This is a genomic window from Vibrio tapetis subsp. tapetis, from assembly GCF_900233005.1.
In the GTDB taxonomy this organism is placed as follows: domain Bacteria; phylum Pseudomonadota; class Gammaproteobacteria; order Enterobacterales; family Vibrionaceae; genus Vibrio; species Vibrio tapetis.
The window spans coordinates 319,358-344,251 of record NZ_LT960611.1 but is presented as its reverse complement, the minus strand read 5'-3'; the positions used below and the strand labels follow the sequence as shown (position 1 = coordinate 344,251).

The following is a 24,894-nucleotide window of genomic DNA, read 5'->3' as shown; positions in this document are numbered from 1 at the left end:
CAATGTGAGAAGATTTACCCGTAATCGTTAAGCCGATTACTGGGTAAATCTGTCTTGTCTAACTATTTACACAGGCTTAATTTATTTAGTTAACGCTATATCCGACACGATATTGCCATCTTTAATCGTAACAACCCGAGCTGTTCGCTGAGCCAATAAATTATCATGTGTGACAACAATGATCGTTCTTCCTTCTTGATTAAGCTCTTTAAATAGCCGTTCGATTTCAGCTCCAGACTTTGAATCTAGCGCCCCCGTCGGTTCATCTGCTAGAATAATTTGCGGGTCGTTAACCAACGCTCTGGCTATAGCGACTCGTTGTTTTTGACCGCCAGAGAGTTGATTTGGCTTGTGATGAAGCCTATCTCCAAGCCCTACTCTATGCAGTAGTTCGCTGGCTTTTTTACGCCTTTCTTTTGCATTTGCTCCTCGGTATACAAGGGGCAACGCTACATTATCTAGCGCACTGGCATATTCGAGTAAGTTAAAACTTTGGAAGACAAAGCCAATTTTTTGATTTCGAATACCTGCCAACTGATGACTGGATAACTGAGAAACATCTTGATCAGCAAGAATATATTGCCCCGATGTAGGCTTGTCTAAACAGCCTAGCATATTCATCAATGTCGATTTACCCGATCCCGAAGGGCCGAGAATAGCGATATGCTCACCGCTTAAAATACTCAACGACACATCATCTAACGCCTTAATTGTCTCTTCACCGCTTTGATAATGCTTACTAATATTGGTCAGCTTGACCAGTTGTGTATCTGTCATATGGATTCTCTAGAATATGTTGCAGAGATTATTCACTTTGCAGAGCTTCAAGGGGCGTAATGTTCGCCGCACGACGAGCAGGAAACCATGCCGAAACAACGCCAACAAATGCGAGTACGACAACCACCAACAAGAGGATTGGCAATGATAACTCCAATACTGGTTGTCCTAACGAGTCATAAAGCATGTTGCCTTCAAGGGAAATCGCTGCCAATGCTCTGACCAACAAGAATGAAAGTAACAGGCCAATACCGCCGCCAATCGCCATGGTCAACAAAGATTGTAATAAGTAATGAAGCTTGATGATCGTTGGGGTTGCGCCAACCGCCATTCTCACACCAATATCGCGCGTCGCCTTTTTAACCGTGGCATACATAACGTTGGCAATGCCAATCCCCGCGACGCCGAGCGTTACCAAGCCAATGATGCCTAGAAAACCTTGTAGCCCAAGTAAAAATTGACGCATGGTTTTTTGTCGTAGCAACATATCGGTCGCTTGAACTAGTTCGCTATCTTGTAAATTGCCCGCGTTTTTACGCGCAATAACCTGTTTGGCCGTTGAGGCAACATTGAGCCTATCAGCGTGTTTTGCTGGAACGATATTAATAGCACCAATGGCAGCATTTAGGTGAAAACGCTGCCACGTTGTAATAGGCACAAAGACGCTCTCATTAACTGGCGTTCCTTGCTCAACGTAGGCACTGTTTTTTTTCAGCACGCCAATCACCGTAAATTGATTAGCACCGACTTTAACCTGCATTCCGACCGGATCGACCGTCAGTTTTGGCGATGAAATCCAATCATCAGCGACACTTTTATTAAACAATCTCGCCGCAACATCATACCCTATTACAATCACTTTTCTCTGCTCTCGCATGTCCATTGGATTAAACCAACGGCTGCCTAGCATGGTATGAAATCCCATCACTTGCTTATAGTCAGCCGTCACTGCAATCGGCTTTTGCCACGTTCGTCTATCTTGATAGGTCACCCGCTCATTCCAAACCACTGATGGCACCGCTTTTTGTACCGACGGTAGCGCGCGAATAATGTCAACGTCTTCGATCTTTAAAGTGAGTGGTTTACCTTTATGAAAATTGCCATACGCCTCACTCGCGTAGCCACCGGTTAGGTAAATCAATTTACCATTACCGCTTTCTGAGCTTCTTATCAGCCCCTGCCTTAATCCTTCACCTGCAGCTAACATGGTTGTGATACACACCGTGGCCCAAACCACAGCAAAGATGGTTAAACATAATCGCAGCTTTTCGGCTGCCATTTCATGAAATATCTGTTTAATTGGAAACTGCATTTTACGCTCTTGCCACTAGGGCCTGTACGGGAGTTAAATTGGCGGCTCGGCGGGCTGGAAAATACGCGGCTAATAACGCCAAGATAAACGTGACCAATAGTGACATAGCGATCGAGCCGCCAGTGATCGTAGGTTGACCTAACCATTCGGGCATACCGATAAGGTTAAGCACAAACACTATTGCGTAGGAAAAAACCATTCCTAAGATAGTACCAACAACCACTAATATCCCACCTTCAAGTAAGAATTGACTTAAAATATTACGCGGTGTTGCGCCTATCGCGAGCCGGACGCCTATCTCTCTGGTTCTTTCAGTGACAGACAAAAACATGATATTTGCGACGCCTATCGTACCGACCGCCAAAGTCATTGCACCACTGGCACCCAGAAACAACTGAATGCCACGTAAGATTGCACTAAAAAACTGGGTTTCTTGACCAATATCCGGCATATAAATCGCATTTTGATCGCTTGGGTCAAAATGCTGTTTCGCCGCAAAGAAAGAACGAACACTTGTTCTTAAAATCGAGCCCAATACTGACTCGCTTGGTTCGATGATCAACATAAAGGGAGGGCTTTGCCATAAATCTTGAAAAGTAGTACTTGGGATCATCACCTGATCATCCTCATTGCCCATTTGAAAGAAGCCTTCGCTTTGCTCGGTCACGCCGACAACAACAAAGGGGATCCCGTTTACATTAACGTTATCTCCAAGGTTTACATTACCCATCAATGCCAAGCGCCAGCCGAGTATGGCGACCTTAGTATGATTGATCACATCCGTTGGAGAAATCGCCCGAGAGCCAACCGCCAGCTTGAGGTTACGCAATGCAATGTAGTTATCATCGATACCGCTTACGTTACCTGGCATTGGCGCGCCTACCGTATCCGTTACCGTTGCGTCCCATTTGCCATACACAGCGGAAACGGATTGAACCACGGGTTGTTCCGCCAACATCTCTAATTGGGGTTTAGAAATACGTAGCTCTCTTCGCGCAGGTAATCCTTGCCACTCTTTGCTGGTTTGCTCTACAAATGCCAATTGGGTGTTATTCATTAGCATGGAAAAAGACTTTGAATTAACTTGATAGAAACCTTCACCCAGCGCCACCAGCACCAAAACTGACACTATCCCCCAAACAATCGCAATCACCGCTAACACGCTTCGTAGCCGATGGGCAAGTAAGGTTTGTAGTGTTTGCTGCAAAACCGAAATCATGAATGCAATGCCATAGACAACTGTTTAATGACCGTATCATCAAGCTGACCCACGGTTTTTAGCAAAGAAACACGACGCTTCCAGTATTGGTATAGTTGACTACGCAGTTTATTCTTCTTATCAAACAGCAGATTATGAGCGCGTATCACGTCGGATGCTTGCGAAAGCCCCGCACTGAATTCGAGCTCCTTGGCCTTTAGCACGGTCTGTTGAGTCAGTATTTGTTGCTGGGCAATCTCTACTCGTTGCCAGTCCAGGTTTAGTTGCTGAAAATCTTGTTCGACCTGAGTTTTAAGTCTCACTTCTACCTGGATAACATCTTGCTTAGCTGATAATATTTCTAAGCTTGCTTTATCAACTTGTGCTCGCGTTGACCCATTAAGATCAAGCGGTAAACGCACATTGAGTCCCGCACTTAAATTATCATTTCTTCTTTCACTGCCATCACTGTATGTCAACTTCCCAGAAAGTGTTGGGTAATAACCTGCTTGTGCCTTTTCCCGTCCAAATTCCGCCGCTGTTACTTTTTGTTTTGCAACCAACAACTCTGGGCTACTGTTCTTGGCTAACTCTACCCAGCGTTGCTGATCATTCATTGCCAACTCAGGTTTGACTAATCCATCAGCCGCAATTTCATCCACCACAGTCGGTGACTCGTTGGTCAACAGCATTAAGCCCGATTTCTTCTGTTGTAGCTCAGATTGACTCGCCAAAACAATGGATTGAGCATCAATATAATTCGCTTTGGTTTCTTCCACTTCCGAAAGTCGAATCTTTCCTGCTTGATAGTTCTTCTGAGTTATGTCGTAAATTTTCTTGGACTCTAACCGTTTCTGCTTAGCAAGGTCGAGGTTGCTTTGCGCCTGAGCTAATTCAAGGTAAGCCGTAATGACTTTTTCGGCTAACACATTATAAGCTTGAGCCACGCTCAGTTGTGCCGCCAAATACGTCGCCTGTGACTGATCTAAATTGGCCCACTTACTGCTATCCCATAACGTTTGCTCAAACGTGACATCGTAACTATTACTGTATTTTCCGTGCTCACTCCAAGTCGCATTCGCGCCAGTACTTAAAGAAGGAAAAAGTTCGCCTTTCGCGCTGAGGACCGTGGTTTCGCTTATCTGCTCATCGAGCTGAGATTTTTGATAACTCGGGTCGAACTTTTTCGCCGCTTGCCACGCTTGCTCTATGGTCATCGCATACGTAGGCTGCGCATTAACACCAACCGCAATCAAAGCCACCGATAACCAACAACCTTTACCATTACGCATTGAGGCCTCCACCTTGCATCATGCTGTTATCGACGATCTCTTCACCACTCTCAAGACCAGACAGAACTTCAACGTTAACGCCATCCGACAGCCCGAGTTCAACTTGTCGAGAATGGTAACCTTGTTCTGAATCATCGGGGATCAACACCAAAGGTTGGCTCGCTTCAAAACGTATCGAACGTTCAGGAATAGTGGTTCCACCATTCGATTGTTGCAATGTGATTTTGGCCGTCGCCGAAAAACCAGAGCGCAATGTGATCTCTTTAGGAAACTGAATGTTACTTACCTCAACTTCAAAGCCATTATCAAAGCTTGATGTTGAACCGGGAGTGTTGAGCTTTTCTGACTGAACCGCGACTTTGCTCAAGGTTCCAATGATTGTCTCATCTGGGTACGGTGCTAACGTGATGCTGGCAGACATACCAACTTTTAACTGCGCAGCATCATGCTCACTGACGCTACCTTTAAAAATAATATTGCCCATATCTGCCATAGACATCATTTCTGTTGCGGCTTGATTCGACTCGGTGGAAATAATGGGCTCTCCTACCTCCACTTTTAAATTCAAGATAGTGCCATCAATTGGGGCTAGAATGGTCGATGAAAGCTTGGCATCGCCAATTGCGGCTTCACCGCTTCGTATCAAATCCAAATTTTGTTTTTTTTGTTGTAAGTCTGCTTTAGCTGACTTCACATCCGACTTTGCCTGAACGTAATCACCGTAATTATCAGGGATGACTTTTTGCTCCACCAGACTTTTTAAGTTGGCTAACTTCTGCAGAGCAGAATCTAAACTCGCTTCACTACGCAGCACTTCTGTCATGGCATTTGTTAGAGCGGTAGGAGTTGGGTTTGGCTTAATCTTGATCAGTGGAGTGCCTAAAGTAACGCTTTCACCAACGTGATGGTAAACCTCACCAACAATGCCATTTAATTGTGATTTTATAGAGATAGAGTGCGCTGGAACCACTTTTCCTACCGCGATCGCTTGCTTTGCGATCACCCCATCTTGGGCCACTATCAGGGGCAAGGCGACACCATCTGGAGTCGACGAATTTAGGTAAAAATACCCTCCAGCTGCAAAACTTACCGTAGTTAAAGCGAGAGCGACCAAACGTTTACTCATAGTACATACCGTGTTAACTCTATCAACTCAATGCTGTGCATAGACACTTTGAAGCTGATAGTGGACAAAATTGAATGTTCAATAGACCTCGTAAAATCAAAAACGATGCATCGCTTTGTTTTAAGAAGTGTCATATTGATTAATAAAGAGACGAGGAGATTTCCATATAGCTACTTAGCTCAATAAGACGTAAGACCCGCGAAAAAACGCATAAGTTCCTTGCCCGCATCACCAGTAACTAATCAACCTAAAGAATACAATAAAGGGCTGTAATCGTCTGTTGAGAAATGTATTGGATTGTCACCTTGATGAACGAATAGTCTTGGGGAGCCGCAGGGTACGTTCGACGAAGTGATATCGGCTACATACGATATGATTAGTAAAGGGAACATAATTGACTTGCAAAATATTCTCGGACACCAGAATATATAGCAAACAACGGTTTACGCCCAATTCTCCCCTACCCATTTGATGGAAGCTACGAAGCTAAATCCAAAAATTCGAATGGGTTTATACCGCATACATAAAATAGCGACAAGATGGCAGCAGAGCTTGATAAACATCGAGTTGTCGGGGCTAATCCTGCATAATAGGACAATACGCATAGCCTATAAGGCTAGCAATGCAACAATTTTACAAGGACTTACATGTATTCAGGGATGCTCTATATCTTTGCCCCACTTATTGTTGGGTATTTGGTACCATTTTCAAACCAACGTTTTCTAGACGTTGTTAACAAAACCACCCACTACCTCATTTATTTGATCTTATTTATCATGGGCCTAAGCTTAGCAGCACTCGATAATTTAGGTGGCAACATAAAGAGCATCCTGACCTATGCGATTGGGTTCTTTTTGATTATTGGTGCGTGTAATCTGCTGGCTCTTCCTTTTATCGATAAGTTCATGCCAGTCAAAACCGAGCAAACAGGTAAACCGTTGCCACTGTCAGCCATGGCGATGGAGTCCATCAAGTTAATCGTGGTCGTTGGCGGTGGCCTGATCATAGGATTATTGCTTCCCCTTGACCTCTCGAATGTGGATCAATGGAGTGAATGGATATTACTGGCTTTATTATTTTTTATTGGCATTCAGTTAAGAAATAGCGGCCTTACTCTGCGTCAAATCTTACTTAATAAGCACGGTATGGTGATCGCGCTTGTGATCATCATTACTTCATGGATAGGCGGCGTACTTGCGGCATTGTTGCTGGGCTTACCTATCACTCAGGGTTTAGCTATGGCTTCTGGCTTTGGTTGGTACTCGTTGTCCGGTATTTTGATCAGCGACGCTTACGGACCCGTTTTAGGCGGCGCCTCGTTTTTATTAGAACTTGGGCGAGAACTCATCGCTTTGGCTGCGATACCGCTAATCATCAGACAGTTCCCGTGTACCGCTATTGGCTATGCCGGGGCAACTGCAATGGATTTCACCTTACCAATCATTCAATCAAGTGGTGGGGTTAAATGTGTGCCGATAGCCATCGTAAGTGGGTTTATCTTGAGCATATTAGTACCAGTATTTATGTTATTTTTCGTCTCGCTCTCATAAAGCGCGCTGAATTTCATTGATAATAGATAACATTTTATTAAAATAGCCCTGCATAATAACAAAAGGAATTAACATGAAACGCTTCGCTCTTGCTGTATTGCTTTCCAGTGTTTCTACGCTGTCAGTCGCAGCCGATACCACCTGCCAACAAGGCAAATATGACGCATACATCGATGCATCTCTAGCTTGGTATCAAGACTTAGTCACCTTGACGACAGAACAAAACCCTCAGCTGGCGGAAGTTAGCGAGTGGTTTCTAGAAGGCCGTACCAACCATTTTGAACTAAACCGTGAAGCGGTACATTATTACTTAGTCAATGATCCAGCGAAGGTGAACACCAACGTATCAGTTGAAAGCTGGCTTAAGCTTGAACAAGCCGATATCAAGCAGCTAACCACTCGTGAAGACACGCTTGGTCAGTTAGCAAAAGTGACTTTTGCGGATAGACAAGCCTTACCGCATGCTCAAAACTACGAGCTACGCGCCGCCCTTGCTGACTTATTAAGTCACCCAAATAAGATCGACCAAGCCTTAGGTCGCTACAATGAAAAAGTAAGCGCGATCGCGAAAACTGAGTGCGATTAGATTTTAGTCATACGATTGCTGAAATAATCGTTTGCATAATTAAAGCGGGACATCGTTCCCGTTTTCGTTTAGATTGACCCGCTATTGAGACAAGTACACTTAGAAACAAAGTTAGTATGGTAGATAATAAAACTGCTGATGTAAGCTTCGAAAGTCTCCTTAAGATTTTCACTGTTCCAGAAGCTCCTGACTCAACGCTGGGTCACATCGAACAAGAACTCTCACAAAACCTCAACCAATTTCTTCGCGAACATATCGTCGCCGAGGAAAAGCCGCTGTGGGAAATAGAAAAGAACTTTTCTAACCCTTACATTCCCGAGCAGCCTGAGTTTGTGTCTGAGCACACCCAACACTTACTTGATAACCTTGTCTCACACTCGGTTCATACTTCTTCGCCCAGCTTTATTGGTCACATGACGTCAGCATTGCCTTACTTTTTGATGCCGCTGTCTAAGATCATGATTGCGCTCAATCAGAACTTGGTAAAAATTGAAACATCGAAAGCATTCACGCCGTTAGAACGCCAAGTTCTCGGTATGCTTCATGGGCTCATTTATCATAATAATGCCGATTTTTACAACCAATGGATGCACAGTGCTAACCATTCACTTGGCGCATTTTGTTCTGGTGGCACTATTGCTAACATCACTGCACTTTGGGTGGCACGCAATAATGCACTTAAAGCTCAGGGAGAGTTTCAAGGCGTAGAGCAAGAAGGCCTCTTTAAAGCCATGAAGCATTATGGCTACGATGGTCTAGCCATTCTCGTTTCCGAACGCGGACACTACTCTTTGAAAAAATCCGCCGACGTGCTTGGCTTAGGCCGCGATAGCTTAGTGGCGGTTAAAACGAACCCCGACAACCGCATCTGCCCGGCGGCATTACAAGATAAAATCACTGAGTTAAAGTCTCAAAATATCTTACCGTTCGCTATTGTTGGTGTTGCTGGCACAACAGAAACAGGCAACATCGATCCATTAGAAGAAATGGCTCGTATTGCAAAAGCTGAAGGTTGTCATTTCCATGTGGATGCCGCATGGGGTGGCGCAACGCTGATGTCCAATAATCACCGCCATCTACTTGCAGGAATTGAACAAGCAGACTCTGTCACCATTGATGCCCATAAACAGCTCTATATTCCTATGGGTGCTGGTATGGTGTTGTTTAAAAACCCAGACGCATTATCAGCCATTGAACATCATGCAGAGTATATTCTTCGTAAAGGTTCGAAAGATCTTGGTAGTCACACGCTAGAAGGCAGCCGCTCTGGTATGGCGATGCTTGTTTACGCTTCTATGCATATTATCAGTCGACCGGGCTATGAGCTTTTGATTGATCAGAGCATAGAAAAAGCGAGCTTCTTTGCTGACCTAATTTCTCAACAAGCCGACTTCGAGCTTATTTCCGAACCCGAGCTATGTTTGCTTACGTATCGCTATTTACCGCCTGTCGTTAAACAAGCCCTTACGTCTGCAAATTCAAGTCAGAAAGCACAGCTGAATGAATTGCTCAATAAACTCACAATGCAAATTCAAAAGCAGCAACGTGAAACCGGGAAATCGTTTGTGTCTCGTACTCGATTAACGCCTGAGCAATGGGACGAACGTGCCACAGTGGTATTTCGAGTTGTACTAGCAAACCCGCTCACAACCAAAGATATCCTAAGATCCGTTTTGGTTGAACAACGTGACATCGCTTCTCGACAATCCGCATTGCTCGACCAAATCAACCAATTAAGCCAAACCATCATTAATCCGTAACTCTCCCGTTCTTAATGGGCAGTTTCAGATATGTAAGTTTCTTTCTCAATTTGTAATTCGCACAACAGAATTTGTGCGAATTCAGCCAAATTTTCGACCGTTTTTCGTACAAACCATTGAGTAAGCTGAAACTTTGTTTGAGGCCTGTCATGTTCTAGACATTTAGTTAACCAAATTTGCCCCTTTTACTAAAGCAAACGATTCGCTTCGTTTATACTCGAACTTAAGCGGCTGGCTCGCCGTAACCTACTTTTTCGCCTTTTATGATCCCCCATCAAAGACAATATCTGATGGTAGGTTTGAGTCAGTAAAGATGTTCTCTATACCCTCGTGAACGCTATGAATACATTAGAAAAAATACAGAAAAACCTGGAAAACTTTAGCAAGTCGGAACGAAAAGTAGCCGAAGTGATCATGGCCTCTCCCCAGACGGCTATTCACTCTAGTATTGCTACTCTCGCCAAGATGGCTGACGTGAGTGAGCCAACCGTAAACCGCTTCTGTCGAAGACTGGATACGAAAGGCTTTCCTGATTTTAAACTGCACTTAGCACAAAGCTTGGCAAATGGAACGCCTTACGTTAACCGTAACGTCGAGGAAGACGACAGCCCTGACGCTTATACCCATAAGATTTTCGAATCTACAATGGCGTGTTTAGATGTCGCAAAAAACAGCATTGATTCAATGCAAGTAAACCGAGCAGTTGATCTGCTGACTCAAGCCAAGCGAATTTCATTCTTTGGTTTAGGCGCTTCATCTGCGGTTGCACGCGATGCGCAAAACAAGTTTATTCGATTTAATATCCCTATTACCTGTTTTGAAGATATCGTGATGCAAAGAATGAGCTGTATTAACTGTACAGATAATGACGTCGTTGTTTTGATTTCACACACAGGCCGTACCAAAAGCCAAGTTGAAGTCGCGAACCTCGCTCGTGAAAATGGCGCAACGGTTATTGCTATTACCGCTAAAGATTCACCTTTAGATCGTGCTTCATCATTGTCTATTACATTGGATGTTCCTGAAGACACCGATGTATACATGCCAATGGCGAGCCGCGTTGTTCAAATGACGGTTATCGACGTACTGGCAACAGGCTTTACCCTTCGCAGAGGAAGCGGCTTTAGAAACAATCTAAAGCGGGTTAAAGAAGCGCTGAAAGATTCGCGCTACGACAAACTGCAACAATTCTAAAAAATGGAGCCAATTGGCTCCATTTTTCTTTCTAGAGAATCATTCTTCTCGTCTAGATGGTATATAACCCCTTACTTGCTCCCCTGCTCTTGCTGCTTACTTGGCAATAAGACTTCCGACAAAGGTTTGTCTGAATGCAGCACAGTAGCAGATGAAGATTGACCTTCTAGGTGAGATCCGCTGCATTCGCCTCCATCACATGAACATACTTGGCTCAAAATAAACGCTAAGCGCTCCTGAGTCAGTGGAATTGGATTCCCTTTGATCGCCACCGAACGCATCGCATCTTGAGCGACGACATCAAATGCCGTCTGACAGACTCCAAAATCACTCAAAATAGGAAGCTCTAATGTGTCTAACATTGTAGCCACCCAATCGATGCCTGCTTCAACTGATGCTTTGCTGTTTTCCGTCACGATCTGCGATAACATTTGATAGCGCTGTAAAATATCAGTGCGCTTACTCAACCTTGCGGCAGAAATATTCTCTCTCATCACATGAGGTGCTAGACGGGCGGTAATGACACTGTGAGGGGCCTTTATCTTTCCTCCCAATGCGGAAGCTAACCCATGTGCCGCGCCCAACTTAGCGTTTGTTATCGCCATACCACCCAACATGGCCGCAAATGACAAATCGGCTCTTGCCTCATGATCATCATATAAGCAAGCGGGTACAATCGAACTACTGAGCCTTCTTAACCCCTCTTCACAAATCATATCCGTGATTGGGTTTGGGTCTCCGCAAACGTACGCTTCCATGAGATGCGTGAATGCATCCATTGCGCCTCGCCCAGAGGTATATAAATCGGTTCCATATGAAAGCGTGGGATCTACAATGGCCACATCCGCCAACATTTCAGGGCTTCTCAAACTCACTTTAACCTGATCCTGACCCGATTTGAGAACAGCATTCCGTGTGACTTCAGCACCGGTACTTGCCGTAGTGGGGATAGCAATAAAAGGCAGCGGCTTTGACTTAAGTGGTACATCTCGGCCTACCACTTCAACATAATCGTATAAGCTGCCTTGATTAGGAATAACCGCAGCCAAGGCTTTACCGGTATCAATAACACTGCCGCCGCCAAAGGCAACAACGACGTCAGGTTTAAACTTACGCCCTTGCAGCGCGATCTCTTCAATCATTGCGATAAAAGGCTCGCCTGAAACCGACACTTGTTGATAACGTAATGCTTGAGCTTGAAGGTAGTCGACAATGACTTGAGAACGATCCGTGTCTTTCCCTGTGACTAAGAGAACGTTATAACCATATTGATTAATAACTGAAAGTGACGATTGTAATGCGCCTTCACCAAAAATGATTTTGGCCGATGTCATGAACTGAAACATAGTACTTCCTTGCAGCCGAAATAAACTGCCTTTCAGATTGCGCTGAAAATATTCGCCGTGTTTTGATTTGCTTCAAATAGTTTAGGATATTTACAACGACTTAGCTGAAATACGCGACTCATCACATAGAACGACGATGAAATGAACGAAATCATTTAATAGGCTAGGCCTATCGTAACAAAAGGTTTTTCTCACTTTATTTCCCTTGCTGATTAAGGCATAGTTGCAAGCACGAAAACAAAGGAGAAACGTATGTTTGTAGTAATTTTTGGCCGCCCAGCTTGTCCTTTTTGCGTACGTGCAAAAGAAATCGCAGAAACACTGAAAGAGAGCCGTGAAGATTTCAACTACCGTTATGTAGATATTCACGCAGAAGGCATCAGCAAAGCCGATCTTGAGAAAACAGTAGGTAAGCCAGTTGAAACTGTTCCACAAATCTTTGTAGACCAAGACCACGTTGGCGGTTGTACTGAATTCGAAGCATACGCTAAAGAAAACCTAGGTTTGTTTAACTAATACTTCGCCTACTTATAATAAGTAGACGTGTTAAAAAGCTCGCATTCAGCGGGCTTTTTTTATACTTGTAATTCTGACGATAAATAAATCTGTAAAATTGGCATAATCTGGTTCTTACTTCTTATACTTTCAGTTACACTTCACCACTACTAAGACCTTCCTCCTTCTCAGCAAAATGATTGAGTTAAAGCAGTGAATATAGACATCATTATTCTCCTTAAACAAAACCCTATCTTATTGATTTTTGTCGTTCTAGCTCTAGGGCTTGCCATTGGAAAAATTCAGTTTGGCCGACTCCAATTAGGCAGTGCCATTGGCGTTCTTATCAGTGCTATTTTCATGGGTAACCTAGGCTTTAGCTTTAATGCTGATGCTCTCACTATTGGTTTTATGCTTTTCATTTACTGTGTTGGTATTGAAGCGGGTCCCAACTTCTTCGGTATTTTCTTTCGAGACGGTAAACACTATTTCATTTTGAGTTTAACCTTGCTCGTGACCGCACTAGCGATTTCTGTCTTCGTTAATCGATACCTACAGCTCGATTTTGGTTTTTCTGCTGGCATGATGGCGGGCTCACTTACATCTACGCCGATCCTGGTAGGGGCTCAAGATGCCCTGAAGACGGGTCTGGCGACCATTCCTGAAGGAATGACGATGGAGAAAGTACGTGAGAACATTTCAGTTGGTTATGCGATTGCCTATTTAGTCGGCCTTACTAGCATGATTTTATTGGTCAAGTTACTGCCTCGATTACAAAAGCAAAACCTGCACGATTCAGCGACTCAAATTGCCCAAGAGCGCGGATTAGACTCTAGTGCTCAACGTAAAGTGTACCTACCAATCATACGTGCTTATCGTGTTGGCCCCGAGTTGGTTGCATGGACCGATGGCAAGAACTTACGTGAATTGGGTATCTACCGACAAACAGGCTGTTACATTGAGCGCATCCGTCGCAGTGGCATTCTTGCCCATCCTGATGGCGATGCGATTTTGCAAGAAGGCGACGAAATTGCATTGGTAGGCTTTCCAGACAGCCACGCGAGATTGGATCCAAGCTTTAGAAACGGCAAAGAAGTATTCGACCGTAACCTACTCGACCTCCGTGTTGTTGAAGAAGAGATCGTGGTTAAAAGTGACAGCATTGCCGGTAAGAAGCTGTCCGATCTCAACTTAGCTGAATACGGCTGTTTCCTTAACCGTGTAGTTCGCGCTCAGATTGAAATGCCGATGGATCTCAATATCGTGCTAGCAAAAGGTGACATCTTACAAGTCAGCGGTGAGAAGAGCCGTGTATTTGGCTTAGCTGAGCGAATTGGTTTCATCTCTATTCATAGCCAAATGGCCGACTTATTGGCCTTCTGTAGCTTCTTTATACTCGGTATTTTGTTCGGCCTGATTACGATGACCTTCGGGCAAGTCACTTTTGGCCTTGGTAACGCGGTTGGCCTATTATTAGCCGGTATTACCCTTGGTTTCTTGCGAGCTAACCACCCTACTTTTGGCTATGTCCCTCAAGGGGCGCTGAATATGGTGAAAGATCTCGGGTTAATGTTCTTTATGGTTGGAATTGGCTTAAGCGCCGGTGACAGTATTTTCAAATACATGGCCGAAGTGGGCCCTCAGATCATCGCCGTGAGTCTATTAGTCAGCGTGATACCTGTCATGGTCGCTTATTTGGTCGGGGCTTACATTCTTAAAATGAACCGAGCTTTGCTAATAGGCGCAATTGTTGGCGCTCGTACGTGTGGGCCAGCGATGGATGTGGTAAACGAACAAGCCAAGTCAACTATTCCGGCTCTTGGTTATGCTGGCACCTATGCCATTGCCAATATATTGATGACCCTAGCAGGTACAGTATTAATCATACTGACTTGAGCGGAGGGCGAAGTGCTAAAAGCTAAGTTCGAAGTGCTAAGTGGTGCGGTTTAAGTTCTAAGTAGAAGGGCTTTAGGCTCTGGGCTCTGGGCTCTGGGCTCTGGGTTTTAGGTTTTAGGCTCTTCACTTCGCTTTTAGTACTTCGCTTAAAAAAAAGGCGCTCGTCATGAGTGCCTTTTTTGTTTTCATTCAAGAGCTATTAAATATCTTGAACGTCAAATTGAACGTCTGTTGCAACGTCTGCTTCGTAATCTACGCCTTCACAACCGAAACCGAACAGCTTCAAGAACTCTTCTTTGTACTCAACGTAGTCTGTTAGTTCTTTTAGGTTTTCAGTGGTGATTTGTGGCCATAGGTCACGACAGTGTTGCTGGATATCTTCGCGTAATTCCCAGTCATCAAGACGTAGGCGGTTACATTCATCTACTTCTGCCGCGCTGCCGTCTGCTTTATATAGACGCTCGCTAAACATACGGTAGATTTGCTGCATACAACCTTCGTGTACGCCTTCTTCACGCATCTTCTTAAATACCATTGCGATGTACAAAGGCATAACAGGAATAGCAGAACTTGCTTGAGTCACGACTGATTTAAGTACCGCAACATTTGCGCTACCACCAGTTTGGCCCAATTTCTCATTCAATGCTGTTGCTGCGCGATCTAAGTCCATCTTCGCTTTGCCAAGTGCGCCATCCCAATAGATAGGCCAAGTTAGCTCTGTACCGATGTAGCTGTAAGCAACCGTCTTACAACCTTGTGCAAGAACGCCGGCCTCAGAAAGAGCTTGTACCCACAGTTCCCAATCTTCGCCACCCATAACGGTAACCGTGTCTTGGATTTCTTGCTCCGATGCAGGCTCAATGCTTGCTTCAATCAGCAGATCTTTGTTGGTATCAACAGCAGTCGATGTGTATGTATCACCAATTGGCTTTAGAGATGAGCGGATCACCTCGCCAGTTTCAGGCATTTTACGTACTGGAGACGCTAGTGAGTAAACCACCATGTCTATTTGACCAAGATCTTCTTTGATCAAATCAATTGTCTTTTGCTTCGCTTCGTTTGAGAAAGCATCGCCGTTTAGGCTTTTTGAATACAGGCCTTCTTCTTTAGCGAATTTATCGAAAGCGGCGGTGTTGTACCAGCCAGCAGTACCAGGTTTTTTCTCAGTCCCTGCTTTTTCAAAGAAAACACCAATCGTAGAAGCACCACCACCAAACGCAGCAGCAATACGAGAAGACAGGCCATAGCCGCTTGAAGAACCGATCACTAGCACACGCTTAGGTGCATTCTCGATAGTGCCTTTCTCTTTTGTGAAGGCAATCTGTTCTTTTACATTTGCCTCGCAGCCAACTGGATGTGTTGTGGTACAGATAAAACCACGAATTCTTGGTTTGATAATCATTATTCTTTTTCCCTTTTAAAAACAGTTGTAGGATAAAAGTTTACAGGCCAAATGGCATCCATTTTTTTGCTATTCGCTTAAGTGGTTGGATGTCTTGATTCACAGACGAAAAAAAAGAGCATGTTTAGTGCTCCTTATTTCAATGCTATTTCTGCTTAGACGATTGCTTTTTCAATTCAAAATCGAATTCGTCAGGGAAGATGATGACACCCTCTTCTTGTTGGTTTGGAAACACAACAACAGACAATTCGTCATCTTCTAAGCCTGTCGTCCAACGGCTATGCCACTTGTTTAAAGAGATAGCTTCAGGAACACAGGCTTCCCACTCACCGGTAGCCCACGCCGCAGCAAATTCTTGGTTTGGCCATACTGGCACACAGTCGTCTTCTTCTGTGTTTAGCATGACACAACCGTGTTCGTCTTTTAAGATCCACACTTGGCGATTAGCAACGATTTCTTTAATACAGTAGTTAAAACGCTGTTCACCATCGTATTTATTAATGGTTTCAATTTGCGCAGCATCAAGTTGTTTAGTCATAGCTTTAACCTTTATAAAATAAAAACGCCTACCGATAACTCAGCAGGCGTTATAAACTATTGCAGTAAGTGGGTAATTATACCAACTCACCTTGTAGCCACGGCCAACCCTGCTTTTTACGGCTTAGAGTGTTTTCCATCATCAGCATGCCTTCTTTCTCATGCTTAACAAGCTTAGCCGCCCACTCACCTTTGTAGATTAAGCGAGTTTGCGCGGTTGTAATGTCGGTAAGCATAACAGCTGCGAATGCAAGACCGTCTTCTTCACAACGACGAGTTAGATCCGCTTCTAGTGCTTCGATCATACCGTCTACTTGCTCAAGAGTCGCAAGCTCAACTTGGCCAACCACAACATCACGGCCGTTGAACGGGTAACCCTTAAGGTCTTTTTCAACAAGCTCTGCTGCAGACAAACCTTCAATGTTTGTTTTTGCAATCAATAGCTCTTTGATAAATGTGTCTAGGTCAGTCACACCGGCAATTTCTGCAAGCTCTGCGACTGCGTCTCTATCTTTTTGAGTACACGTTGGCGAGGCAAAACCTACTGTGTCTGACAAAATTGCAGACATCATAAGCTTAGCGATTTGCTCAGAAATCGCGTGGCCTTCAATTTTGTACATGTTAAACAATACAGTGTTAGTACAACCAACAGGCCAGATCCAAGCTTCCATTGGGTTTACTGTCATCACATCACCCAAACGGTGGTGATCAACAATACCTAGGATTTCAGCATCCGCAACGTCATCAGGTGCCTGAGCCAGATCAGAGTAATCTACTAGCCAGATTTTCTCACCAGCAACAGAAGTACAAAGCTCAGGCGTTGGTGCGCCAGCGACTTCAAGAATGTGCTGAGTTTCGCGGTTGATCTCGCCTTGACGAATTGGCTTAGCTTCTAAACCACGAGCTTTCAACAACTCCGTTGCTACAAGTGCGCTACAAATGCTATCGCTATCTGGGTTTTTATGACCAACAACTAGAATCATTTTTCTTCCTATACAATTCATTATTTTGGCCGACATTATCGACCTTGTTAAATTCTCAACCCTATATTTTACTGGATTTTTGCAATTTGTCATTCGTTGAACATCAATTCCCCGTGCGACTTTTGTCAAAATTGCCTCAAATCGTCGAGAAACAAGTTATTAGCCTCGCAAAAAAGTGTAAACATTTCTAAAAGAACTTATTGATAATAATTCTCATTTGCATATAATGAGAATTATTCGCATTGCTTTGGGGTTAACATGCCGTACATTCTTTCTATGTTTCGATCGAATACGTTTCCGATAAATCAGTTCAAGCTTTCTCATAAGCGGCTTCTTTTACCGGTCGCACTCATCGCATTGATTGCCTCAGGAACCACAAGAGAGGTTACCGTTGCAACCTTGTCTGATGCCTTTTGGGCGGTTTCTAGCTATGTTGCTTTTACTTTAGTGATCTACCATTACTTGTCACTCTGGATAAACAAAAATAACCCCGTGACCAAACTCTATAATGGTTCACGTACTTATCAGGTTCTATTTGCATCTTTACTTGGAGCCTTGCCTGGTTGTGGTGGTGCCATTGTCGTCACAACCCAGTTTATTAGCGGACGGGTCGGGTTTGGTGCCATTGTCGCCGTTTTAACCTCCACGATGGGTGACGCCGCTTTCTTGTTATTGGCCAGTCAACCAAGTACAGGGCTAGGCGTAATTGCCATCGGAATTGTCGTTGGTTTTGTATCCGGGTTGATCGTCAACAAGATCCACAAAGATGATTTTTTACGTCCAGAGATAAAATCGGTATCGGACTCTGTCATTCGCTCATGTGGTAAAGAAACTGAAAGTCATTCCGCGATGGAAAACAAAGCCATCAATTTACAGGGTCTGTTTTGGAAAGTTCTGATCGTTCCTGCCACCGTCATTGCAGTATTAGGTTCATTTCAAGTTGACGTCAACCAGCTAGCTTCTTTACCAGACAACACCATTGAATGGGCCGGCTGTCTGTTTGCCATTGCATCAATGTTGCTTTGGTCCCTAACCAAAGAAATCGAAGATTATCGCTCTACCGTATCGGAAGATAACAAGTGTGTCTCTTCTCACCCGATTCAAAAAGCCGCGCAAGATACTAACTTCGTCAGTGCGTGGGTGATAGTGGCATTTTTGGCCTTTGAACTGACCACCTTCTTCACTCAAATTAATCTGCAAGAAACGTTTTCGGGTTGGGGAGCCTACATGCCGCTTGTGGGGTTAGCGGTTGGATTGTTGCCTGGTTGTGGGCCGCAAATACTGGTTACTAGCATGTATTTAACTGGCGCCGTTCCGTTTTCTACTCAAATTGCCAATGCCATATCCAATGATGGGGATGCCTTATTCCCGGCCATCGCTCTCGCACCAAAAGCGGCGTTAGCGGCCACCTTTTATTCTGCTATACCAGCTTTAATTGTTGGTTACGGTTATTACTTTTTGTTCGAAATGTAAAACTAAGAAGGCCCGCTGTTATGTATGTACAACTTGAAGCAATGAGTTTGACAGACCAGTGGGCTTACTTACCATTATCGACCCGTTATATTATTGAAACGGGATCTCATTAGTCGATATCATTTACTGAAATAGTCACCATCTTCTTCTATGCTTTACTATAAAAGATAGGAGTCAGTGATGAACCCATTTGTAGCCCGTTTATGTGTCATGTTGACCATTGCATTCTTGCCAACATCCCTTATTGCCTCTGTAAAACTCCAACTTGCCTATTCGGATGTTGAATCCCACCCTTTTCAGCTTGGTAACGGACGTAAAATACCCAGTGAACCAGGCTTAGCGCTCGATGTAATTAGCCTCGCAACGGAGCAGATAGACGTCGTTCTTGAATACGTTCGCTTTCCCGGGAAGCGTGTATTACACGACATAAAAAAAGGCACGGTCGATGGTGGTTTCATTTTCTCATACAACACAGATCGTGCCGAGTACGCCGAATACCCAATGAAAGATGGGCAACCAGATAGAAGCCGACGCATAGCCACAATCGGCTACTATTTCTATCGGCTAAAAGACAGTACAGACAAAATTGACATCGATACCTTGCGTCAATCAAGGCAGATGGTTGGAGCGCATTTAGGCTATTCGATCGTAAAAGTGCTTAAAGAAAAGGAAATCAACGTCCACGAAGTGAAAACAACGGAGCAGTTGTTTCGAATGCTGCGCTCACATCGCCTAACGACGGTTGCGATTCAAGATACCATCGCCGAGAAGTTTCTAAAGGAAAAGAACTGGACCAACATAGAACGAGTTAGCCCCGCCATCATAACGAAAGACTATTATCTAATTTTTAGCCAGCAATTCATGACGTCAAACCCTGATTTACCGGATCAGATCTGGCAAGCCCTCATTGGCGCACGACAGAGCATTATTCCTGAAAAAAAATAAAATGGCCAAACGCCAAGTACTCTGGAGAAATAGCATAAGCGAATCGATTGCTGTCTTATTTTTTCGATCATCAACCCCAATTTCAACGACAATTGAGGCAACATTGGTTAAGCTTTAGAGCGAAATAGACAATAGGAAAAATTGACATGAGAATTGCTGTTGATGGCGGATCATTTAACGTTGCAATTGAAACAGAGTTTGATGGGCTAATTGCTGACATTTATCAAGAAACCCTAGATCAAGTGAGCTCTAGCGATCTTGCCGTGTTGCGCTTCCTACAAATCATTATCGAAAACAGCGATAACGACGACGCGATTGGTTACGCTGTCTTGGGCTTACTCGGATGGTATAACACAGTAATTGGGCCAGTAAGTGATAAAGACATAGAACTTAACCTACCAAAAATTCTGCCTCACCTTATTAACCCAGCCGGCGATCTCAATGCTAGCTGCGATAACGGACTCAAAACGTTTCTGCATTAAGACACATTAAAACGAAGCATGATTTAGCTTCATAACTAAAATAGCCCGCTATCATTAGCGGGCTATTTATTATTTAGCAGCAATAACCCTTAAGGAAATTATGCTTGAGCATACACTGGTTTGTACTTTTCGAGTTCGGTTCTCATACCTAACACTAAGCTAACACACATTACCAATAAGATAATGGTAAACGGTAAGCCCGTTGATATGGTTCCGGCTTGCAGAGCCTGTATCGCTTCAGTACCGCCGACCCATAATAATACCGCGGCAATGGCGCCTTCTGTCGATGCCCAGAAAATACGTTGAGGTACTGGTGCATCTACCTTGCCACCAGATGTAATACTGTCGATAACCAATGATGCTGAATCTGATGACGTTATGAAAAACACCATGATCAAGATAATCGATAAGAACGAAAGAATTGAACTCATTGGCATCGCTTCATAAGCATAAAATAGTGACAGAGTTAAATCTGATAGACCATTTTGACCCAGTTCGCCGGCTTTGTTCACGACCTGATCAATTGCCATACCGCCAAATGCAGACATCCAAACAAAAGTAATACTCGTCGGAATGACAATAACCGCGGTCACGAATTCTCGAACAGTACGACCACGCGAAACACGAGCGATAAACATGCCAACACAAGGTGACCATGAAATCCATCAAGCCCAGTAAAATACTGTCCAACCGTGCATCCAAGCTTCATCTTCACGACCATGAGGGTTACTCAACGGCAAGATATTTTCAATATACCCTGTCACAGTCAAAAACAACGAATCGAAGAATATGGTTATGCCTGCAGCAATCACGACTAATAATAATGCAAGCGCTGCCAGTAAATTTATATTACTCAATACCTTAACGCCACCGTCGATCCCGCGCACCACAGAGAACACCGCTAGCGTTGTAACAAACAGAATGACACCAAGCTGTAGGTAAATGGTTGCTTCAATACCAAACACGTGGCTAATGCCACTCGCCGCCTGCTGAGCCCCTAACCCTAAAGAAGTGGCTAAACCAAATAACGTCACGAGTACCGCCAATATATCGATAATGTGCCCAAACCAGCCCCAGGTTTTATCACCTAACAGCGGGTAGAAAACGGAACGTATTGATAATGGTAAACCTTTGTTAAAGGCAAAAAACGCCATCGACAGGCCAACTACGGCGTAAATTGCCCACGGGTGAAGACCCCAGTGGAACATCGTCGCACCCAACGCTGCTTTCTTTGCTTCATCGGTAAAAGGTTCGACACCCAGTGGCGTTTCATACCAACCCGTGAAATATGCGACTGGTTCAGCCACGCCCCAGAACATTAAACCGATGCCCATGCCTGCGGCAAATAACATCGCAATCCAAGACATGCCAGAGTGGTCCGGTTTGGCGTCTTTGCCGCCAATACGAATTTTGCCAAATGGAGAGAAGACGATGCCGATACAGAAGATCAAGAAGATATTTCCAGACCACATAAAGAGTGAATCAAAGTTGCCAATGATTTGCCATTTAGCGCCATCTAACGCACTTTTTGCAGTGGAAGGGTCTACAACAAGGAGGGCCACTAAAAAAAGAAGAATGAGACCGGCACTAACGCCGAAGACAGGGTTGTGAACATCAAACCCCCACTTTTGAACATTATCTTGACCGACGGTATAGTCGGTATTTTCTATACTGTATTTATCTGTAGGTTGACTCATAGCCCCTCAAAACGCGAAAACGCGTATAAAAATGAGCCGCTATACTAACCAGTTCTCGAATTTAATTCAGTAATAAATCGCCACTAATTAAATAAAAACACCTTAAATACCAATACCTTAACATCAAACAGTTCAGTTATTAACATAAGTTAAAATAACCAAAAATCAAATAGATGCAAATTATAACTCACAACAAACCATACCAAGGACGGTATCTATTTTCTAAAACACTTTATTTGTAACTAAACTACAAACTTACCGTATAGCACCACTTAAATACGCACCAGAAGATTAAAATGATACCCATAAAAAAATGGCCCACTATCGCTAGTAGGCCATTTGTTAAAAGACTAAATCAGAAACTAACTGACTTCGATCGGTCCACCGAACGAAGTTACTGGCGGTACTGTTCCTGTATATTTCTCAAAGTCAGCCAAGCAAGTATTTGCTGAGGTTGCTTGAGCCAATTCAGAGGTTGGAATGTCCATCGTCAGTGTGTTTGGATCGCCATAAGTACAAATTGCGCCCACTTTTTCGTTCAATGGGCCGTACCATGCGCCTTCTTCAATTCGGATCACGCCTTGTGGGTAACTGTCTGTTACCACAGCACCAGCAAGTAATTGACCACGGTCATTGAACACGCGTACTAGGTCGCCGTCTTTAATGCCTTTTGCTTTTGCATCAACTGGGTTGATATAAACAGGCTCACGACCTTGAACAGCATACGTTGCACGGATTTGCTCAGACTCACACATTTGTGAGTGCAAGCGCTTATCAGGGTGGCAAGATTGCAACCAGAATGGGTGCTTGCTTGAACCCGGACCGCCGTGTGAACGCTCAGTCTTCTCAAACCACATAGGGTGATTCTGACAGTGATCGTAATCCATGCGGCCAATCGTGCGGCTTGAAATTTCAATGAAACCAGACGGTGTTCCCAGTGCATTGATCTCTGGATCTTTACGGAAATCAGCATGACGAACCCAAGGCTTGCCTGTACCGAAGTCCAACACCCCTTTTTCCCAGAACTCATCAAACTCTGGCATGTCGAACTTGCCTTTGTTTGCATTACGACAGTCTGAGTAAAGTGAACGTACCCACTCCATTTCGTCCATACCACGAGTGTATTCTTTATGACGACCGAAACGACGAGACAGCTCAGTAAAGATATCGAAATCGGTACGAGACTGGAACAGTGGGTCGACCAACTTATGCATCGCCAACAAACCACGACCAGAGTAAGAACCCATCACGTCAATATCGTTACGTTCCCACTGAGTACACGCCGGAAGAACGATGTCTGAGAAGCGACAAGTTGCGGTCCATGCAAACTCAACAGTCACCACTGTTTGCAGTTTTTGGAACGCTTTCTTCATCCGGTTACGGTCTTGATGGTGATGCCACGGGTTATTACCCGAAATCACCATCATTTTGTAATCAGGAAGTTTCACCTTGTTGCCGTTATAACGGATCTCTTTTCCTGGCTCTAGCAAGCAATCAATCCAACGAGCAACAGGAATGGTACGGCTGTAACCGTTGAAGTCGCTGTTGTCCCATTTTGGCTTCATGCCTTGGTCTAGGTTTCGTGGGAAACCACCAGGAGCAGCAAAGCCCGTTGATGGAACACCGATACCTGAGTAATGGTGTCCGTAAGAGATGCCACCGCCTGGCAGACCAATTTGGCCCATCATCGCAGCCACAACCGCACCAGCCCAGTAAGGCTGCTCACCATGCTCTTGACGCTGAATACACCAGCCAAATAGCAACTGCGTGCGGCCATTAACCAGCATACGAGCAAAGTCGCGGATCTTGTCGGCTTCTACACCACAGATCTCAGCGGCCCACTCAGGTGTTTTCTCAACTTTGTCTTTTGTCTCGCCTTTCACGTATCCGATGAAGTCATCGAAACCAAGGCAGTACGTTTTAATAAACTCTTTATCGTACAGCTCTTCATTATAGAGCGTGTGTGCCACTGCCATCATAAACGCCACATCAGTCTGCGGGTTGATGTACATGTGGTCGTTGCCTAAGAAGCGCTGAGTTTTGTTTTTCACAGGGTCAACAGAAATAACGTTCACTTTACCTGCAGCTACTTTTTCTTTTAGCTGATCTAGGTATGGGTACGCTTCATGTGTTGCACAGTTCCAACCTACTTGGAGGTTTTTAACTGGATCCGTTGCCCAAAGCACGATGTTGTCACTGTGCTCTAGAATTTCAGACCAAGAGGTACCTTGCGCATACACTTCTGTAGAGCCCAGCACGTAAGGCATGATGGTTTGACCTGCCCCCGTCGAGTAGTCCCCTACTTTGGTGATGAAGTTACCATGCATACCCACAGCACGTTGCATGTGGCTTGTACAACTATGGAATTGACCGGTTTGACGCCAGCCAGTTTGGCCGGCATGCAAAGCCCAAGGACCGTAGTCTTTTTGTACTCGCTCTAACTCACGGTAGAAAAGATCTAACGCTTCATCCCAAGTTACACGTACGAAACGGTTATTACCGCGTGTCTCGCCTGAGTATTTATGCTTTTTAAGCCAATCTAGGCGAACCATTGGGTAACGCACACGTGAAGGGCTATAAATGATGCCCTTAACGCCATTTAGCATTTCTGTTGGATGCGTATCCATTTCTAGTGGCTTGATCTCTTGAACCTTGCCAGCGTAGATGTGGGCGCGGAATGCGCCCCAGTGAGAACCCGACACTTTCCAGGTTCCCGTTGTTTCTGCAGCATTTGCTGAAGCTGAAGCCAATAGGCTAGGACCAATTACTGACGCCGCACTGGTCGTTGCTACACCTTTAAGAAAACTTCTTCGTGTAATAGACATTAATTATACTCCGTGTGA

19 protein-coding genes and 1 pseudogene are annotated in these 24,894 nt (G+C 44.4%); 9 read left to right on the top strand and 11 right to left on the bottom strand.

Features of this window, described 5'->3' with window-relative positions; genetic code table 11:
- Positions 1–81: 81 nt before the first annotated feature.
- The 5 genes from VTAP4600_RS01585 to VTAP4600_RS01565 are packed head-to-tail and all read right to left on the bottom strand — an operon-like array spanning position 82 to position 5,705.
- The gene (locus VTAP4600_RS01585; protein WP_102521197.1) at positions 82–777 is read right to left on the bottom strand and encodes an ABC transporter ATP-binding protein; all 696 of its coding nucleotides are present in this window, start codon (positions 775–777) and stop codon (positions 82–84) included.
- 28 nt (positions 778–805) lie between these two features.
- Complete coding sequence (locus tag VTAP4600_RS01580) at positions 806–2,089, bottom strand: ABC transporter permease (protein WP_102521196.1); 1,284 nt, start codon at positions 2,087–2,089, stop codon at positions 806–808.
- Position 2,090: 1 nt separating this feature from the next.
- Positions 2,091–3,308, bottom strand: a complete 1,218-nt coding sequence (locus VTAP4600_RS01575) for an ABC transporter permease (protein WP_102521195.1) — start codon at positions 3,306–3,308, stop codon at positions 2,091–2,093.
- The gene (locus tag VTAP4600_RS01570) at positions 3,305–4,579 is read right to left on the bottom strand and encodes a TolC family protein (protein WP_102521194.1); all 1,275 of its coding nucleotides are present in this window, start codon (positions 4,577–4,579) and stop codon (positions 3,305–3,307) included. Before VTAP4600_RS01570 ends, VTAP4600_RS01575 begins: the two co-directional genes overlap by 4 nt.
- Positions 4,572–5,705, bottom strand: a complete 1,134-nt coding sequence (locus tag VTAP4600_RS01565; RefSeq protein WP_102521193.1) for an efflux RND transporter periplasmic adaptor subunit — start codon at positions 5,703–5,705, stop codon at positions 4,572–4,574. Before VTAP4600_RS01565 ends, VTAP4600_RS01570 begins: the two co-directional genes overlap by 8 nt.
- A 647-nt stretch (positions 5,706–6,352) precedes the next feature.
- Here VTAP4600_RS01565 and VTAP4600_RS01560 point away from each other — a divergent pair.
- The 4 genes from VTAP4600_RS01560 (at position 6,353) to VTAP4600_RS01545 (ending at position 10,795) form a co-directional block, all read left to right on the top strand.
- Positions 6,353–7,255 (top strand): LysO family transporter, encoded by a 903-nt coding sequence (locus tag VTAP4600_RS01560; protein ID WP_102521192.1) that lies wholly within the window; start codon positions 6,353–6,355, stop codon positions 7,253–7,255.
- Positions 7,256–7,328: 73 nt separating this feature from the next.
- Positions 7,329–7,841 (top strand): hypothetical protein, encoded by a 513-nt coding sequence (locus tag VTAP4600_RS01555; protein ID WP_102521191.1) that lies wholly within the window; start codon positions 7,329–7,331, stop codon positions 7,839–7,841.
- Positions 7,842–7,957: 116 nt separating this feature from the next.
- Positions 7,958–9,601 (top strand): pyridoxal-dependent aspartate 1-decarboxylase PanP, encoded by a 1,644-nt coding sequence (gene panP, locus VTAP4600_RS01550; RefSeq protein WP_102521190.1) that lies wholly within the window; start codon positions 7,958–7,960, stop codon positions 9,599–9,601.
- 339 nt (positions 9,602–9,940) lie between these two features.
- A complete protein-coding gene (locus VTAP4600_RS01545) occupies positions 9,941–10,795 on the top strand; it encodes a MurR/RpiR family transcriptional regulator (protein ID WP_102521189.1) in 855 nt (284 codons plus the stop codon).
- Between the two features lie 71 nt (positions 10,796–10,866).
- Here the strand turns inward: VTAP4600_RS01545 and VTAP4600_RS01540 are convergent, their stop codons facing one another.
- A complete protein-coding gene (locus VTAP4600_RS01540) occupies positions 10,867–12,141 on the bottom strand; it encodes an iron-containing alcohol dehydrogenase (protein ID WP_102521188.1) in 1,275 nt (424 codons plus the stop codon).
- Between the two features lie 252 nt (positions 12,142–12,393).
- On the opposite strand from VTAP4600_RS01540, the gene VTAP4600_RS01535 reads away from it, so the two are divergent.
- The gene (locus tag VTAP4600_RS01535) at positions 12,394–12,657 is read left to right on the top strand and encodes a GrxA family glutaredoxin (protein ID WP_102521187.1); all 264 of its coding nucleotides are present in this window, start codon (positions 12,394–12,396) and stop codon (positions 12,655–12,657) included.
- Positions 12,658–12,849: 192 nt separating this feature from the next.
- A complete protein-coding gene (locus tag VTAP4600_RS01530; RefSeq protein WP_102521186.1) occupies positions 12,850–14,532 on the top strand; it encodes an aspartate:alanine antiporter in 1,683 nt (560 codons plus the stop codon).
- 199 nt (positions 14,533–14,731) lie between these two features.
- Here VTAP4600_RS01530 and fabV read toward each other — a convergent pair whose 3' ends face one another.
- The 3 genes from fabV to VTAP4600_RS01515 all read right to left on the bottom strand — a co-directional run bounded on the left by fabV (position 14,732) and on the right by VTAP4600_RS01515 (position 17,454).
- A complete protein-coding gene (gene fabV, locus VTAP4600_RS01525; RefSeq protein ID WP_102521185.1) occupies positions 14,732–15,934 on the bottom strand; it encodes an enoyl-ACP reductase FabV in 1,203 nt (400 codons plus the stop codon).
- A gap of 145 nt (positions 15,935–16,079) precedes the next feature.
- A complete protein-coding gene (locus tag VTAP4600_RS01520) occupies positions 16,080–16,472 on the bottom strand; it encodes a DUF2750 domain-containing protein (RefSeq protein ID WP_102521184.1) in 393 nt (130 codons plus the stop codon).
- Between the two features lie 76 nt (positions 16,473–16,548).
- Positions 16,549–17,454, bottom strand: coding sequence for a manganese-dependent inorganic pyrophosphatase (locus VTAP4600_RS01515; RefSeq protein WP_102521183.1), 906 nt, complete (start codon positions 17,452–17,454; stop codon positions 16,549–16,551).
- A 258-nt stretch (positions 17,455–17,712) separates the two neighbouring features.
- On the opposite strand from VTAP4600_RS01515, the gene VTAP4600_RS01510 reads away from it, so the two are divergent.
- The 3 genes from VTAP4600_RS01510 to VTAP4600_RS01500 all read left to right on the top strand — a co-directional run bounded on the left by VTAP4600_RS01510 (position 17,713) and on the right by VTAP4600_RS01500 (position 20,354).
- Positions 17,713–18,927 (top strand): putative manganese transporter, encoded by a 1,215-nt coding sequence (locus VTAP4600_RS01510; RefSeq protein WP_415239671.1) that lies wholly within the window; start codon positions 17,713–17,715, stop codon positions 18,925–18,927.
- Positions 18,928–19,107: 180 nt separating this feature from the next.
- On the top strand, positions 19,108–19,872 hold the full coding sequence (locus VTAP4600_RS01505) for a substrate-binding periplasmic protein (protein WP_102521182.1): 765 nt from the start codon (positions 19,108–19,110) through the stop codon (positions 19,870–19,872).
- Positions 19,873–20,018: 146 nt separating this feature from the next.
- Positions 20,019–20,354, top strand: coding sequence for a hypothetical protein (locus VTAP4600_RS01500; protein WP_102521181.1), 336 nt, complete (start codon positions 20,019–20,021; stop codon positions 20,352–20,354).
- A 98-nt stretch (positions 20,355–20,452) separates the two neighbouring features.
- Here the strand turns inward: VTAP4600_RS01500 and VTAP4600_RS01495 are convergent.
- Positions 20,453–22,051, bottom strand: a pseudogene (locus tag VTAP4600_RS01495) (BCCT family transporter).
- A 362-nt stretch (positions 22,052–22,413) separates the two neighbouring features.
- The gene (gene torA / locus VTAP4600_RS01490; protein WP_102521180.1) at positions 22,414–24,876 is read right to left on the bottom strand and encodes a trimethylamine-N-oxide reductase TorA; all 2,463 of its coding nucleotides are present in this window, start codon (positions 24,874–24,876) and stop codon (positions 22,414–22,416) included.
- Positions 24,877–24,894 lie beyond the last annotated feature (18 nt).

Coding starts and splice junctions, on each gene's coding strand:
- VTAP4600_RS01585 (WP_102521197.1), bottom strand. CDS start 777: ATGACAGATACACAACTGGTCAAGCTGACCAATATTAGTAAGCATTAT.
- VTAP4600_RS01580 (WP_102521196.1), bottom strand. CDS start 2,089: ATGCAGTTTCCAATTAAACAGATATTTCATGAAATGGCAGCCGAAAAG.
- VTAP4600_RS01575 (WP_102521195.1), bottom strand. CDS start 3,308: ATGATTTCGGTTTTGCAGCAAACACTACAAACCTTACTTGCCCATCGG.
- VTAP4600_RS01570 (WP_102521194.1), bottom strand. CDS start 4,579: ATGCGTAATGGTAAAGGTTGTTGGTTATCGGTGGCTTTGATTGCGGTT.
- VTAP4600_RS01565 (WP_102521193.1), bottom strand. CDS start 5,705: ATGAGTAAACGTTTGGTCGCTCTCGCTTTAACTACGGTAAGTTTTGCA.
- VTAP4600_RS01560 (WP_102521192.1), top strand. CDS start 6,353: ATGTATTCAGGGATGCTCTATATCTTTGCCCCACTTATTGTTGGGTAT.
- VTAP4600_RS01555 (WP_102521191.1), top strand. CDS start 7,329: ATGAAACGCTTCGCTCTTGCTGTATTGCTTTCCAGTGTTTCTACGCTG.
- panP (WP_102521190.1), top strand. CDS start 7,958: ATGGTAGATAATAAAACTGCTGATGTAAGCTTCGAAAGTCTCCTTAAG.
- VTAP4600_RS01545 (WP_102521189.1), top strand. CDS start 9,941: ATGAATACATTAGAAAAAATACAGAAAAACCTGGAAAACTTTAGCAAG.
- VTAP4600_RS01540 (WP_102521188.1), bottom strand. CDS start 12,141: ATGTTTCAGTTCATGACATCGGCCAAAATCATTTTTGGTGAAGGCGCA.
- VTAP4600_RS01535 (WP_102521187.1), top strand. CDS start 12,394: ATGTTTGTAGTAATTTTTGGCCGCCCAGCTTGTCCTTTTTGCGTACGT.
- fabV (WP_102521185.1), bottom strand. CDS start 15,934: ATGATTATCAAACCAAGAATTCGTGGTTTTATCTGTACCACAACACAT.
- VTAP4600_RS01520 (WP_102521184.1), bottom strand. CDS start 16,472: ATGACTAAACAACTTGATGCTGCGCAAATTGAAACCATTAATAAATAC.
- VTAP4600_RS01515 (WP_102521183.1), bottom strand. CDS start 17,454: ATGATTCTAGTTGTTGGTCATAAAAACCCAGATAGCGATAGCATTTGT.
- VTAP4600_RS01510 (WP_415239671.1), top strand. CDS start 17,713: ATGCCGTACATTCTTTCTATGTTTCGATCGAATACGTTTCCGATAAAT.
- VTAP4600_RS01505 (WP_102521182.1), top strand. CDS start 19,108: ATGAACCCATTTGTAGCCCGTTTATGTGTCATGTTGACCATTGCATTC.
- VTAP4600_RS01500 (WP_102521181.1), top strand. CDS start 20,019: ATGAGAATTGCTGTTGATGGCGGATCATTTAACGTTGCAATTGAAACA.
- torA (WP_102521180.1), bottom strand. CDS start 24,876: ATGTCTATTACACGAAGAAGTTTTCTTAAAGGTGTAGCAACGACCAGT.